The sequence below is a fragment of the Enterococcus sp. genome (genome assembly GCF_032555305.1).
Taxonomy (GTDB): Bacteria; Bacillota; Bacilli; order Lactobacillales; family Enterococcaceae; genus Enterococcus_A.
This window is the reverse complement of record NZ_JAWGOQ010000008.1, coordinates 1-13103: the sequence shown is the minus strand read 5'-3', so window position 1 is coordinate 13103 and position 13103 is coordinate 1. Positions and strand designations below refer to the sequence as shown.

The 13103-nt window shown below is 41.2% G+C and carries 18 protein-coding genes and 1 other annotated feature; of the genes, 13 read left to right on the top strand and 5 right to left on the bottom strand.

The features are described 5' to 3' along the window. Positions 1-20: 20 nt before the first annotated feature. Positions 21-1010, bottom strand: a complete 990-nt coding sequence (locus E6139_RS07725) for a diacylglycerol/lipid kinase family protein (protein ID WP_316402479.1) — start codon at positions 1008-1010, stop codon at positions 21-23. 132 nt (positions 1011-1142) lie between these two features. Further along, the gene (locus E6139_RS07720; RefSeq protein WP_316402478.1) at positions 1143-1442 is read right to left on the bottom strand and encodes a hypothetical protein; all 300 of its coding nucleotides are present in this window, start codon (positions 1440-1442) and stop codon (positions 1143-1145) included. 179 nt (positions 1443-1621) lie between these two features. Between E6139_RS07720 and E6139_RS07715 the strand changes: the two genes are divergently transcribed. Further along, positions 1622-2125: a QueT transporter family protein gene (locus E6139_RS07715; protein ID WP_410470516.1), complete on the top strand. Its 504-nt coding sequence runs from the start codon at positions 1622-1624 to the stop codon at positions 2123-2125. Positions 2126-2171: 46 nt separating this feature from the next. On the opposite strand, the gene cbpA is transcribed toward E6139_RS07715, so the two are convergent. Next, a complete protein-coding gene (gene cbpA / locus E6139_RS07710; RefSeq protein ID WP_316402476.1) occupies positions 2172-2813 on the bottom strand; it encodes a cyclic di-AMP binding protein CbpA in 642 nt (213 codons plus the stop codon). Between the two features lie 279 nt (positions 2814-3092). On the opposite strand from cbpA, the gene rpmG reads away from it, so the two are divergent. From rpmG to E6139_RS07670, 8 genes are all read left to right on the top strand, one after another. Continuing rightward, on the top strand, positions 3093-3245 hold the full coding sequence (gene rpmG, locus E6139_RS07705; protein WP_010739830.1) for a 50S ribosomal protein L33: 153 nt from the start codon (positions 3093-3095) through the stop codon (positions 3243-3245). Between the two features lie 21 nt (positions 3246-3266). Beyond that, positions 3267-3437, top strand: a complete 171-nt coding sequence (gene secE / locus E6139_RS07700; protein WP_316402475.1) for a preprotein translocase subunit SecE — start codon at positions 3267-3269, stop codon at positions 3435-3437. Between the two features lie 96 nt (positions 3438-3533). Beyond that, positions 3534-4076: a transcription termination/antitermination protein NusG gene (nusG, locus tag E6139_RS07695; RefSeq protein WP_316402600.1), complete on the top strand. Its 543-nt coding sequence runs from the start codon at positions 3534-3536 to the stop codon at positions 4074-4076. A 139-nt stretch (positions 4077-4215) separates the two neighbouring features. Next, positions 4216-5076: an alpha/beta fold hydrolase gene (locus tag E6139_RS07690; RefSeq protein WP_316402474.1), complete on the top strand. Its 861-nt coding sequence runs from the start codon at positions 4216-4218 to the stop codon at positions 5074-5076. 75 nt (positions 5077-5151) lie between these two features. Beyond that, positions 5152-6255, top strand: a complete 1104-nt coding sequence (locus E6139_RS07685) for a lactate oxidase (RefSeq protein WP_316402473.1) — start codon at positions 5152-5154, stop codon at positions 6253-6255. A 140-nt stretch (positions 6256-6395) separates the two neighbouring features. Next, positions 6396-7145 carry a metal ABC transporter ATP-binding protein gene (locus tag E6139_RS07680; protein WP_316402472.1) on the top strand — a complete coding sequence of 250 codons (750 nt, stop codon included), beginning with the start codon at positions 6396-6398 and terminating at the stop codon, positions 7143-7145. Beyond that, complete coding sequence (locus E6139_RS07675) at positions 7135-7989, top strand: metal ABC transporter permease (RefSeq protein WP_316402471.1); 855 nt, start codon at positions 7135-7137, stop codon at positions 7987-7989. Before E6139_RS07680 ends, E6139_RS07675 begins: the two co-directional genes overlap by 11 nt. After that, positions 7979-8908 carry a metal ABC transporter substrate-binding protein gene (locus tag E6139_RS07670; RefSeq protein WP_316402470.1) on the top strand — a complete coding sequence of 310 codons (930 nt, stop codon included), beginning with the start codon at positions 7979-7981 and terminating at the stop codon, positions 8906-8908. The genes E6139_RS07675 and E6139_RS07670 overlap by 11 nt, the downstream gene beginning before the upstream one ends. A gap of 39 nt (positions 8909-8947) precedes the next feature. Here the strand turns inward: E6139_RS07670 and sdaAA are convergent, their stop codons facing one another. Both sdaAA and sdaAB read right to left on the bottom strand, forming a co-directional pair. Further along, positions 8948-9832: an L-serine ammonia-lyase, iron-sulfur-dependent, subunit alpha gene (gene sdaAA / locus E6139_RS07665; RefSeq protein WP_316402469.1), complete on the bottom strand. Its 885-nt coding sequence runs from the start codon at positions 9830-9832 to the stop codon at positions 8948-8950. Positions 9833-9848: 16 nt separating this feature from the next. Then, positions 9849-10523, bottom strand: a complete 675-nt coding sequence (sdaAB, locus tag E6139_RS07660) for an L-serine ammonia-lyase, iron-sulfur-dependent subunit beta (protein WP_316402468.1) — start codon at positions 10521-10523, stop codon at positions 9849-9851. Positions 10524-10822: 299 nt separating this feature from the next. Here sdaAB and rplK point away from each other — a divergent pair, with 299 nt between their 5' ends. The 4 genes from rplK to rplL form a co-directional block, all read left to right on the top strand. Further along, on the top strand, positions 10823-11245 hold the full coding sequence (rplK, locus tag E6139_RS07655) for a 50S ribosomal protein L11 (RefSeq protein ID WP_010739820.1): 423 nt from the start codon (positions 10823-10825) through the stop codon (positions 11243-11245). A 103-nt stretch (positions 11246-11348) separates the two neighbouring features. Further along, complete coding sequence (rplA, locus tag E6139_RS07650) at positions 11349-12038, top strand: 50S ribosomal protein L1 (RefSeq protein ID WP_010781346.1); 690 nt, start codon at positions 11349-11351, stop codon at positions 12036-12038. Between the two features lie 54 nt (positions 12039-12092). Then, positions 12093-12218 (top strand) — a sequence feature (ribosomal protein L10 leader region). A gap of 43 nt (positions 12219-12261) precedes the next feature. After that, a complete protein-coding gene (gene rplJ, locus E6139_RS07645; RefSeq protein ID WP_316402467.1) occupies positions 12262-12762 on the top strand; it encodes a 50S ribosomal protein L10 in 501 nt (166 codons plus the stop codon). 54 nt (positions 12763-12816) lie between these two features. Continuing rightward, positions 12817-13103 (top strand): 50S ribosomal protein L7/L12 (rplL, locus tag E6139_RS07640; RefSeq protein ID WP_316402466.1); only part of this gene is annotated, 287 nt, incomplete at its 3' end.

The following is a 13103-nucleotide window of genomic DNA, read 5'->3' as shown; positions in this document are numbered from 1 at the left end:
TGAGAAATAAATCCGCGGATTTATTTCTCAGTCCTTTTGTCTGCATACCAAATGTATTGTGTGCCAGTGGAGAAGTTCATGTCAAAGGAACGTTCCCCCATGTCCTCGCCATCCGCCTGACCGTGCTGCGGAACTACCGAGACGATCCGAATTTTGCTGCTGGTAAAATGTCTGTAATGTTTGTTCTCAATATGTTTCTTCCGTAATAGCTGAAGCAAGAAACGCAGAATTGCCAGCATGTTTGGTTTTTCTACGACAACGAGATCAATCGTGTCCTTTTTCGGATCAGCCATTGGTGCGATCGCCACGCCGCCACCAAAATAAGGGATATTTGTCGTTGTACATAAAAAAGTCCGTTCGAAGCTAAGCGTCTGACCGTTTAATTCCACCAGAATCGGAAAGGTCTTTTGAGTAAAGATCGCTTTCACCAGATAAAGGGCATACGAAGCTGAGCCTAAATGGTACTTGTTCAAGACTTTTTTTGAAGTCGAAGCGTTCGTTGTTGCAACGATCAGAGCATCCAAGCCGATTCCGACATTATTTAGAATGACGCCTTGTTCCTCCCGAATCTTTTCTTCATAGTGAAAGACGTTGATCGGTTGCGGCTTCAATGCTGAAGTGATCTGTTCAAAGGCTTTCTCCGGGTCGCGAGACAATCCAATACCGCGAGCAAAGTCGTTCCCTGAACCAGCAGGAATATAGCTGACCGGAAGCTGGACATCCAACGCGTAAAATTCATTGACGACTTGATGGAGTGTACCATCACCGCCGATTACCACTAACAGATGAAATGAATTATCGACGTGGTCCTTTTCGCAGCTTTCCGACCAAGGGCTTAACAAGTCGGCTAGTCGATCGACGATTTCTTTTTCGTCGCCAGGTTTCTCTGTGTAATACGGAGTGTATGTATAGTCGCCGTCATCAAGCAACTGGATAATTTTTTCTGCTGTTTTCGCCGCGTTGCCGCTGCCGGCAGCGGGATTAATTAAAATATGATAATGAAGATTCATGTCCTCGATCCTTTCAAAAACTGATTATAACAGAGTAATGAAAGGAACTGTAGAAAATTGATTGATTTTTTATTAATCCTAGAGTCAAAAAAAGCCTTCTCGTTTTATTGAGAAGGTCCTCGAGCGAATCAGTTATGATTTTCGAGCTTGCTGAATAAACCAGTCGATGATTTTCTTGTCGTAATTCGAGGCTTTGTAGGCTTCGTTCACACGAGCTGTTTGTTTATCGTGGTCGACCACTACCACTTTTGTGCCCCAGAGATAAAGCGAGCTATGTGTATCGGTGTGTTCAATCCTATATTTTTCTACTAATGGAGCGCGGGTACTGCAACAGCCGTAGTTTCCTGCTGTCCAACGATCTTTGAGCACAGCTTCGCCATCCTGCTGTGCCTTTTTGTACAACTGTTCCAATTCATTGTCAATGCCTAGCATAGCCAATCACCTTTCCTTCAAGCTGATTGTATCACCCGAAGCTAGAAAAATTCAATTTTAACCAACTGTTTTTGCTGACTTCAAGAGTTGACTTACAATCTGAAAAAAAGTATGCTGTAAAAGGTTTACAGCGGTTCATCAACCATCCCGCTTTAAAAAAACTCGGAGAAAGAAGGACAATTATGAATATGGTAGAAAGAAAGCGTGTCACTGTTGTAGTGACCAACGGGATCATCATGGCGCTTTATTTGGCGCTGACGATCTTAGTTTCACCTGTAGCATCCGGTGCGATTCAGTTTCGCATCTCAGAAAGTTTGAATCATTTAGTCGTATTTAATCGAAAATATCTATGGGGGATCTTCGGCGGAGTCGTTATCTACAATGCGATCTTTGGCATGGGCTGGCTCGATGTGGTCTTCGGTGGCGGACAAACGTTGTTGGCGTTAACCTTAACGGCCGTTTTACAAAATGTCATACAGAATACGAAAGTTCGATTAGCTTTGAATGTGGTATTTTTCAGTGCCAGCATGTTTCTAATTGCTTTGATGTTGAATTTAACCGCACAATTACCTTTTTGGCCAACTTATGGCTGGACAGCGTTGAGTGAAGCAATCATTATGACGATCTCAGCACCGATTATGTACTATTTAAATACACGTTTGCAATTTGCAAAGCAAATATAAATAAATGGCGGTCCTGAATTTCAGGATCGCCATTTCTATTGATAGATCAGTCTTGCATGGATAATGCTTCAACTTCTTGAATCTCGAAATGCTTGCGTTCAAGATGATCAATAATTTGATTCATTTTGTTTTCATCTACACCAGCAGGTAAAGTGAACAGAGTGCGGCGTCCCTTGAAATCTTTACCAACATCTAACGTGATGCAGCTAGCGATCGTCGTAAATTTCGAAATAATTTTTGCCATAGCGGCTAAGTCACCGCGCTTGCCGGTCGAAACGACTGTGATCACATAACTACCGGTTTGGATATTCCAAGATTGTGACAACATATTTAACAAGGTACTATGGGTCAAGATACCATAAAAATGATGATCTTCATCTAAGACAGTAATATATGGCAATTCTTTAATCGTAAAAAAGATTTTAAAAAATGAAGTGTCGAGCGAAATAAATTTTGTTGCGTTTTTCAGCAAGTGAGTGACAGGCAGATTCATGTCACCGCCGTTTGCTTTGTGCCGGTAAATGTGCATCTTGTAAATATTGCCTCGGAAAATTTGATCGCTCTCATCAAGGATTGGAACACAACGAAAGCCAGTGCCTTCAAGTATATCCAATGCCTCTTGCAATTTCGTCGATTCATTGATCGTCGTCAAATTCTCTTTGGGATAAACGAGACTTTTTAATAACATCCAATAACCCTCCAATAAAGCTATTCATTCTTTCATCATATTATCATATTCTATCTGATAAAGAAATTTATTTTAGAAACAATTCACATTCAAGAATCGACAGTTGAAGAAAAGTTTATTGTTGGGATGTAAGATTGACAGGCAAAAGGATAGATGATAATGTAACTATGTGACTTTGCGAGGTTACCAGCTCTGCTTTTCTCAGATTAGCAGCTTACGGTATACGGCATGAACGTCAAATTCATTTTTAATATATTTAAGAATTAGGAGTAGATCGCTATGGCAACAAAGAAAGCGGCTCTGGCCTGCACTGTCTGTGGTTCGAGAAACTACACAAAATCAGTGAGTGAAGGCAAACGCGGAGAGCGTTTAGAGATTAATAAGTTTTGCAAACATTGTAATCAGTACACGATACATAAAGAAACAAAATAATCAAATGAGGGGGATAATCAATTGAACTTTTTACGTAGTGTCAGAGAAGAAATGAAGCTAGTTACTTGGCCTTCAAAAAAACAATTGCGTCATGATTCGCTAGTCGTAATCGAAACAGCAATTATTTTTGCTTTGATGTTTTTCATCATGGATACAGGGATTCAAGCATTGATCAATTTGATCATTCGCTAGTAGCCAATTCAAAAAAAGCATGTTATACTATTTGAGAGAAAAAACCTTGGGAGCACTGAGGTTTTTTTATTTTAGAACGAGGAGCCGATGGCAAAAATGGAATCTTTTGAAAAACAATGGTATGTGCTGCATACTTATTCCGGCTATGAAAACAAAGTAAAGGCAAACATCGAATCACGTGCACAAAGTATGCGGATGGAAGACTATATTTTCCGCGTAGTTGTCCCGGAAGAAACGGAAACGGAAGTTAAAGGCGGTAAGGAAAAAGAAATCGTCCACAAAACCTTCCCAGGATATGTGTTAGTGGAAATGGTCATGACTGATGACTCTTGGTACGTTGTTCGTAATACACCAGGTGTAACAGGATTCGTTGGGTCCCACGGTGCCGGAAGTAAACCAGCGCCATTGATGCCAGAGGAAATCAACCACATCTTGCGTTCGTTGGGTATGAGTACCCGTCAGAATGATCTTGAAGTGGAAGTCGGCGAAACAGTGAAGATCATCGAAGGCGCGTTTGCGGGTCTTGAAGGTGTGATTACTGAGATCGACGAAGAGCGTGCGAAAATCAAAGCCAACATTGATATGTTTGGCCGTGAAACAAGTACAGAATTGGACTTCGATCAAGTCGACAAAATTTAAGTAGTTAAGCTGGGACAAGTTGTCTCGGCTTTTTTTTGCTAAATTTCCCCAAAGTTATGGCCTTTCAGTTGAGTTGTGGCAGGTTTGTAACTATAGTAAAAAGAAATATCAGGTAGATAGCAAAGAGGAGTTAAAAGGGATGAAAAAAGTTTTTTTAAGTATTTTTGCAATGATGACAGTCTTTTTACTTGCCGGCTGTGGAAATAACCAAACGAAGGACTCGGGAAAAACATCGGTCTCAGCGGTAGCCAAAAAGAAGATCAAGGACGCCTATTCGAAAAGTGATGTTCCAACGATTTTTATTCACGGATATGGTGGTACTATCAATTCCTTCGGCGGGATGCTTCAACGATTGACTAATGAAGGAAAGACCAAGAAAGAAATGCTGATCACGGTACAGTCGGATGGGACATTGAAGGTTGATGGACAGCTAAGCAAAACAAAGGACAACCCAAGTATCCAAGTATTGTTCACAGCGAATAAGGATACTGAATGGAATCAAACGGAATGGATCTATGGTGTTCTAAAATATTTGAAGCAGCAGGGTGTTGATCAAGTGAACCTAGTAGGTCATTCAATGGGCGGAGTCAGTTCTTTACGTTACTTGACGACTTACGGGCAGCCTACTGACGCGTCGACGATCAAAAAATTTATCTCGGTTGGTACACCATTTAATGACTTTACCGAATCGTCTGAATCAATTGATGATGTGTTGAACAATGGTCCGGATGTACAAGCCAGCAGATATATGGATTATAACAATGGCATAAAAAATGTACCGAATAAACTGCCGATACTATTGTTAGCAGGGAAATTAAATGCTGATACTGCAACGGACGGAACGGTCCCACTTAATAGTGCGTTAGCGACCTATTCGCTTTTGAAAGCTCACGGGAATCCAATCAGTTATCAAATCTTCACTGGACCAAATGCGCAGCACAGCCAATTACACGAGAATCTAGAAGTTGATAAAGTTGTTGCAAACTTCTTGTGGAAATGAGAAGACAAATTGCTTGCTTACTTTTTGTAAGAGTATTAAGATAACTCATGTATTCAAAAGAAAGAAGGATTTATCATGACTTATCAAGCAAGTAACGAAGAACATCCAATTGAAATTGTAAATATCGCTTCACTTGAAGGACGCGTGAAAGAACGTATGGAAAAAGGTGCGTTTGGTTATATTCGCGGCGGTTCTGAAGATGAATGGACAATGAAGGAAAACACTACTTCATTTAATAATAAGACAATTATGCCGCGGGTCCTACGCGGAATCGATCATGCCGATTTAAGCACAGAGCTTTGGGACATTGATCTTGCAACACCGATCATTCAAGCCCCATCTGCTGCGCAAGGATTGGCTCATGAAAAAGGCGAAGCGGATACAGCTAAAGGTGTCGCTGATGCTGGTTCAATATTCTCTATAAGTACCTATGCAAATACAACGATTGAAGATGCAGCCGCTGCTGCACCAAATGCGCCACAGTTTTTCCAATTGTATATGAGCAAAGACGATGGTTTTAATGAGTTTATCTTGGATAAAGCCGTTAAGGCTGGAGCGAAAGCAATTATTTTAACTGCAGACTCGACACTTGGTGGTTACCGTGAAGAAGATATTATCAACAACTTCCAATTTCCGCTACCCATGCCTAACCTAGCTGCTTATAGTGCACAAAGTGCTAGCGGTGACGGTGAAGGAAAAGGGATCGCTGAAATTTATGCGGCAGCGAAACAAGGTTTAGTTCCTGAAGATATCAAGAAAATCAAGGATCTAACAAACTTGCCTGTTTTTGTTAAGGGAATCCAATCACCTGAAGACGCCGAAGTTGCAATCGCAGCTGGTGCGGATGGTATCTGGATCTCAAATCATGGTGGTCGTCAATTAGATGGTGGCCCCGCATCATTCGATGTATTGCCATTAATTGCCGGTGTCGTAAACAAACGTGTACCAATCGTCTTTGATAGTGGTGTACGTCGCGGCGAACATGTCTTTAAAGCATTAGCCAGCGGTGCTGACTTAGTTGCTATCGGCCGTCCAGTGATTTACGGCTTGAACCTTGGCGGAGCAGAAGGCGTGAAATCTGTCTTTGACCATTTGAACAAAGAATTGTCTATCACGATGCAGCTTGCAGGAACAAAAACAATTGAAGAAGTTAAAAACACCAAACTTCATAATGCATAATAAGTTTTCAAAGACTACATCAAGAAACTCAGTTTCTTGATGTAGTTTTTTTTTTGACCATTTTTCTTGCGTACGCTTTCTTTTTCGTTTATCATGTATATAATATTTAGGTGAACCTAAAATAGAAAGAAGGGATAACTATGAATAGGATTAGGATAGAAAATTTATCTGTTGCTTATCGTGGGAAAATCGCTTTGCGACAGGTTGATTTGGAACTAGTACCTGGAAAATTAACGGGAATCGTAGGTCCGAATGGAGCCGGAAAATCTACCTTGATGAAGGGAATCTTAGAGCTAGTGAACATCCGGTCAGGAAAAATTTCGTATGGTGATCAACCGTTAGCAAAACAAAGAAAGAAGATTGCTTATGTGGAGCAGCGACAAGATATTGATTTAAGCTTCCCTATTGATGTTTTCGGAGTGGTATTGTTCGGAACATATCCGCATTTAACGATGTTCCAACGGCCAGGAAAAAAAGAAAAAGCTTTTACCCATGTGTGTTTAGAAAAAGTAGGCTTAACAGAATATGCTGATCGTCAAATCAGCGAATTGTCTGGTGGGCAGCTTCAACGTGTCTTCATAGCACGAGCATTGGCACAAAAAGCAGAATGGATTCTATTGGATGAGCCGTTTGCTGGAATTGATGCAACCAGCGAGAAGATCATCATTGAATTATTGAAAGAATTACGTGATGAAGGAAAATCAATCGTGATTGTCCATCATGATTTGCATAAGGTCACCGATTATTTTGATGAAGTGATTCTGTTGAACAAAGGACTGATCGCCTCAGGACCGGTTGAGTACACGTATACGACAAAAAATATGGAGAAAACCTATGGCAGTGAAATTACGAAAATGCTAAGAATTGGGGGTGCAGACTTTGCTACATGAATTCTTTAAAGGATTAATCGACTATCAATTTTTACAAAATGCCTTGATCACTTCAATCATGGTAGGAATTTCAGCAGGGATCATTGGCTCATTTATTATTTTACGAGGAATGTCCTTGATGGGCGACGCCATTTCCCATGCTGTTTTACCAGGTGTAGCGATATCATACATGCTAGGCAGTAGTTACATTATTGGGGCGACCATTTTTGGGATTTTCTCAGCAGCATTGATTGGCTTTGTCGGAAAACATACAAGGTTAAAAAATGATACTGCTATCGGAATTGTTTTTAGCTCCTTTTTTGCACTAGGAATTATTCTGATCTCTTTTGCTAGAAGTGCTACCGACCTTTACCACATTCTGTTTGGAAATGTGCTGGCAGTAAGGGATTCAGATATGTATCTAACAGCAATCGTCATGGTAATAGTTGTTTTGGCAGTAGGGATTTTTTATAAACAGTTGAAATTAACCTCTTTTGCTCCGACAATGGCGCAGTCCTATGGTTGGAATATTAGCTTGATCAATTATGGTTTGATGTTTCTACTGACGTTAGTTGCAGTTACATCTCTACAAACGGTTGGAACGATTTTGGTTATTGCGATGCTGATTACCCCGGCTGCTACAGCCTATCAGTTAACAAATAAGCTTCCTGTAATGGTGGGTTTGTCTACTTTATTTGGTGTATTAAGTGCGATTATCGGTTTGTATTTCAGTTATAGCTATAATCTTCCTTCTGGTGCAACAATCGTGATGACAGCAGCAATCTTTTTCATCGCAGCTTTTCTTTTTTCACCTAGCAAAGGATTGATTCAACAATTACGAAAGGAACGAGCATATGAAGCATAAAAAAATACTTTTTGCAGGGATCATCGGATTATTGTTCCTAGCAGGCTGTGGAACCAAGAACAATGCCAATAGCGAAGCGGGAGACTCAGAAAAATTATCCGTCGTGGCGACAAATTCGATCATCGCAGATATGGTCAAAGAAGTTGGTAAGGATCAAGTGAGTGTGCATAGTATTGTGCCAGTTGGAACAGATCCCCATGAATACGAACCGTTGCCGGAAGATATCAAAAAAGCGAGTGAAGCGGAGATTATTTTCTATAATGGCTTGAATTTAGAAACCGGTAATGGTTGGTTTGATAAGCTGATGGAGACAGCTAAGAAAAAGGAAAACGAAGATTATTTCTCTGTCAGCAAAGAGGTGACACCGATTCATTTAACTAGCAATAACAAACAGGAAGACCCTCATGCTTGGCTGGATATTTCTAACGGTATTTTATATGTGAAGCAGATTCAAGTTGTTTTGAGCGAAAATGATCCTGACAATCAAACAAACTACGAGAAAAATGCGGAAGCGTATATCAAAAAGCTGGAAGAGTTGGATACTTCAGCGAAAAAGGAATTCGCTGATATTCCTGATGAGAAAAAGTTATTAGTGACCAGTGAGGGAGCCTTTAAGTATTTTTCCAAAGCCTATGATTTAACAGCGGCGTATATCTGGGAAATCAATACAGAAAGTCAAGGAACACCAGAGCAAATGAAACAAATCGTTGAAAAAGTCCGCGCATCTAAAGTACCTTCGTTATTTGTTGAAACAAGTGTAGATGAGCGCAGTATGGAACGATTGTCAAAAGAGGTCGACTTATCAATCTATAGTGATCTATTTACGGATTCTTTAGCGAAAATAGGTGAAACAGGAGATAGTTACTATAGTATGATGAAATGGAATTTGGATAAAATTCATGAGGGTTTGATGAAATAGAAAAAGCAGCTGATTCGACATCAGCTGCTTTTATTCTGTTTAAACGGTCGCTTTCTCTGGTTCGCCAAAGACTTGTTTTTGCAGACGTAAACCCGTTGGTGTCGTAGCCACTCCGCCTTCTGCTGTTTCCTTGAAGATTTGCGGCATTGCCCGACCAACTTTGTACATCGCTTCAACGACTTCATCGGGCGGGATGACACTGCGGATTCCGGCTAACGCCATATCCGCGGAGATAAAGGCTTGCGAAGCGCCCATCGCATTTCGTTTCACACAGGGTACTTCCACTAAACCAGCGACGGGATCACAGATTAGCCCCATCACATTTTTTAGGGTAATTGCAAGCGCGTTGGCAGCCATTTCTGGCGTACCGCCGTTTGCAGTAACTAGAGCTGCCGCTGACATCGCGCTGGCAGAACCGACCTCAGCTTGACAGCCGCCTTCCGCACCAGAAATTGAGGCGTTGTTTGCCATCACTAAACCAAATGCGCCAGCAGTAAATAGGAAATCAATTTGCTGTTCATGGGTTAATTCTAGTTTTTCACGGGCAGCCATCAATACACCCGGCAATACGCCGGCGCTACCAGCAGTAGGGGTGGCACAAACTAAACCCATCTTAGCATTGACTTCATTGACTGCAATCCCGTTACGCACGGCTTTCAAAATCGTATCGCCGCTCATGAATTTGCCGCTTTCGATGTAGTCATTCATACGTTTGGCATCGCCGCCAGTTATTTTCGTTACAGAAGTCACTCCTTGAATGCCTTCTTCGATTGAGCTTTCCATTACTTCTAAATTGCGTTCCATCAACGCAATGATTTCTTCACGTGTACGATCGGTTAATTCCATTTCTGTCGCGATCATTAATTCGCCAACTGTTGGATAATCCTTTGCTTGCTCTACAAGCTCCTGGATTGAGTAAAACATGACAATTCCTCCTATACTATTTGAAATAAGTGACACTCAGTACATCGTCTTCACGTTTGATCTCTTGTCGTAAGCCTTCTGGATCGTCCGGGGTATCATCGATCTCTAACAGAACGATGCCGTTTTCACCACGTGTTTTTCGTGTCATCGTAACTTTTCCGATGTTCAACCCGTGTTTCATGAAAATCGTGGAGACCCGAGAGAGCAAGCCAGGTACGTCTTTATTGATAATAATATAGGTAGGATTGCCCATACCAAGTGAGATGCTGTAGCCGTTCATTTCAGTGATTTGAATATTGCCGCCGCCAATTGAGACCCCGGTAATAGACATCTCGAGATCACCTTTAATCATTCGAAGGGTAACCGTATTGGGGTGGTCAGATATTTCTTTTTTCGGTACAAACAGAACTTCCATTCCTTGTTCGTGAGCAATCTTCAGTGAATCGGATAAACGAGGGTCATCTGGCTCCATCCCTAAAATACCGCCAACGAGGGCGATATCTGTTCCGTGCCCACGGTAGGTTTTGGCAAAGGATTCATAAAGATCAAATTCGACTGAATCGGGGCGTTCCCCAAAAATCATGCGACAAACTTTCCCGATTCGAGCAGCTCCAGCAGTATGCGAACTGCTTGGGCCCACCATTACTGGACCAATAATGTCAAAAACACTGCGATATTTTAATACTTCCATTATTTTATACCTCCCTGAATTATCCGATGAAAATCCTCATCAAGTCGACCATAGTGTAACATATACGCTTTCTGAAAATAGGAAGATTAATAATTTATTTTGTTATTCTCATAGTAGTTAAAGAGATTGTGAAGCGTTTTATTATTGTCAGAAAAGTTCGAACAGGTAATTTCCGTCTTGATTTAGCTGAGGAATTCTGGTATGATACCAAAGTGTGTCTTTACGCACACGGTTTTAAAGTGGGAGGAGAAATTTTGATCTCCAATTAACCACATCACGGACTCAAGGAGGTATGTCTCGTGGCAAAGAAAGTAGAAAAATTAGTTAAACTGCAAATTCCTGCAGGGAAAGCAACACCAGCTCCCCCAGTAGGTCCTGCACTAGGTCAAGCGGGTATCAACATCATGGGATTCACTAAAGAATTCAATGCTCGTACAGCTGATCAAGCAGGTTTGATCATTCCAGTGGTGATTTCTGTATATGAAGACCGTTCATTTACATTCATCACAAAAACACCGCCAGCTGCCGTATTATTGAAAAAAGCAGCGAAGATCGAAAAAGGATCAGGCGAACCAAACAAAAACAAAGTTGCAAAAGTTACTAGCGATCAAGTAAAAGAAATCGCTGAGTTGAAAATGCAAGACCTAAACGCTGCTAACGTTGAGTCAGCTATGCGCATGGTTGAAGGAACTGCACGAAGCATGGGTATCACTGTCGAATAATTCTCGACGACCCAAGAAAGTAGCTTCTCAGTTGGCTCCCTATCTAAAGATACGGAACACGTGGGAGGTTCTACCGTTATAACCACATCAAGGAGGAAACAAAATGGCTAAAAAGAGCAAAAAAATGCAAGATGCATTGAAAAAAATCGACGCTACTAAGGCTTACCCTGTTGCGGAAGCTGTAGCATTAGCAAAAGAAATTAACTTCGCGAAATTTGACGCAACGGTTGAAGTTGCTTACAAATTGAACGTAGACCCTAAAAAAGCAGACCAACAAATCCGTGGAGCAGTTGTGCTTCCAAACGGAACTGGTAAAACACAAACTGTTTTAGTATTCGCGAAAGGCGAAAAAGCAAAAGAAGCAGAAGCTGCTGGCGCTGATTTCGTTGGCGACGACGACATGGTTGCAAAAATCCAAGGCGGATGGTTTGACTTTGACGTTGTTGTTGCGACACCTGACATGATGGCTACAGTTGGTAAATTAGGTCGTGTGCTTGGACCAAAAGGTTTAATGCCTAACCCTAAAACTGGTACTGTAACGATGGATGTTACAAAAGCAGTTGAAGAAGTTAAAGCTGGTAAAGTAACGTACCGTGTTGATAAAGCTGGTAACGTTCATGTGCCAATCGGTAAAGTATCATTTGACGATGCGAAATTGGTTGAAAACTTTAACACAATCAACGAAACTTTAGTAAAAGCAAAACCTGCAACTGCTAAAGGTCAATACATCAAAAACATTTCAATGACAACAACATTTGGACCTGGTATCCATGTTGAACAAACGGCTATCTAATTAATTTTAGAAAAGTGCTTGACTCGACTAGCTTATCTATGGTAAGTTAGTCGAGGTTAAATATTAACTGTACCGAAGACAGTAGGTGACGCGAGTCTTAATTTCCTACCGAGGACGTTTATTGAGAACATTCAATAGTCCCTCTATGTCTGCGGTGGCATGGAGTTTTTTTGTGCCCGTCACAAGAAACTCTCCCCATCAAAATCAGGAGGTGAAACATATAATGAGTGAAGTAGCAATCGCTAAAAAAGCCGCTATCGTTGAAGAAGTCACTGAAAAATTCAACGCTGCAGCTTCAGCCGTTATCGTCGATTACCGTGGTTTAACAGTAGAACAAGTGACTGAATTACGTAAACAACTACGCGACGCTAATGTTGAAATGAAAGTTATCAAAAATTCTATCTTAGTTCGTGCCGCTGAAAAAGCTGGTTTGAACGGATTAGAAGAAGTATTCTCAGGACCTACTGCTGTTGCATTTAGTAATGAGGATGTAGTTGCTCCAGCTAAAATTATCGACGAGTTCGCTAAAACAGCTGAAAAACTAGAAATCAAAGGTGGTATCATTGAAGGAAAAGTAGCTTCTATCGAAGAAATTACTGCTCTTGCAAAACTACCGAACCGCGATGGACTTCTTTCTATGCTATTATCTGTCCTTCAAGCGCCAGTCCGCAACGTGGCTTACGCTGTGAAAGCAGTCGCAGAAAAAGAAGAAGAAGTAGCTTAATCGCTGCATAACATAAAAAACCAAAAAAACTTACCTAAACGGAGGAAATTTAAAATGGCATTGAACATTGAAAACATTGTCGAAGAACTTAAAGGCGCGACAATCTTAGAATTAAACGACTTAGTTAAAGCTATCGAAGACGAATTTGGCGTAACTGCTGCTGCTCCTGTAGCTGCTGCTGGCGCTGCTGCTGGTCCAGCTGCTGAAGAACAAACAGAATTTACTGTTGAATTAACAGCTGTTGGCGATCAAAAAGTTAAAGTTATCAAAGCAGTTCGTGAAGCAACTGGCTTAGGCTTGAAAGAAGCTAAAGCTGTAGTTGATGGCGCTCCTGCACCAGT

What these genes read in the sequence shown, in the direction of transcription:
- E6139_RS07725 (WP_316402479.1), bottom strand. Translation starts at nt 1,010, where the DNA reads ATGAATCTTCATTATCATATTTTAATTAATCCCGCTGCCGGCAGCGGC.
- E6139_RS07720 (WP_316402478.1), bottom strand. Translation starts at nt 1,442, where the DNA reads ATGCTAGGCATTGACAATGAATTGGAACAGTTGTACAAAAAGGCACAG.
- cbpA (WP_316402476.1), bottom strand. Translation starts at nt 2,813, where the DNA reads ATGTTATTAAAAAGTCTCGTTTATCCCAAAGAGAATTTGACGACGATC.
- rpmG (WP_010739830.1), top strand. Translation starts at nt 3,093, where the DNA reads ATGGCAACAAAGAAAGCGGCTCTGGCCTGCACTGTCTGTGGTTCGAGA.
- nusG (WP_316402600.1), top strand. Translation starts at nt 3,534, where the DNA reads ATGGAATCTTTTGAAAAACAATGGTATGTGCTGCATACTTATTCCGGC.
- E6139_RS07690 (WP_316402474.1), top strand. Translation starts at nt 4,216, where the DNA reads ATGAAAAAAGTTTTTTTAAGTATTTTTGCAATGATGACAGTCTTTTTA.
- E6139_RS07685 (WP_316402473.1), top strand. Translation starts at nt 5,152, where the DNA reads ATGACTTATCAAGCAAGTAACGAAGAACATCCAATTGAAATTGTAAAT.
- E6139_RS07680 (WP_316402472.1), top strand. Translation starts at nt 6,396, where the DNA reads ATGAATAGGATTAGGATAGAAAATTTATCTGTTGCTTATCGTGGGAAA.
- E6139_RS07670 (WP_316402470.1), top strand. Translation starts at nt 7,979, where the DNA reads ATGAAGCATAAAAAAATACTTTTTGCAGGGATCATCGGATTATTGTTC.
- sdaAA (WP_316402469.1), bottom strand. Translation starts at nt 9,832, where the DNA reads ATGTTTTACTCAATCCAGGAGCTTGTAGAGCAAGCAAAGGATTATCCA.
- sdaAB (WP_316402468.1), bottom strand. Translation starts at nt 10,523, where the DNA reads ATGGAAGTATTAAAATATCGCAGTGTTTTTGACATTATTGGTCCAGTA.
- rplA (WP_010781346.1), top strand. Translation starts at nt 11,349, where the DNA reads ATGGCTAAAAAGAGCAAAAAAATGCAAGATGCATTGAAAAAAATCGAC.
- rplJ (WP_316402467.1), top strand. Translation starts at nt 12,262, where the DNA reads ATGAGTGAAGTAGCAATCGCTAAAAAAGCCGCTATCGTTGAAGAAGTC.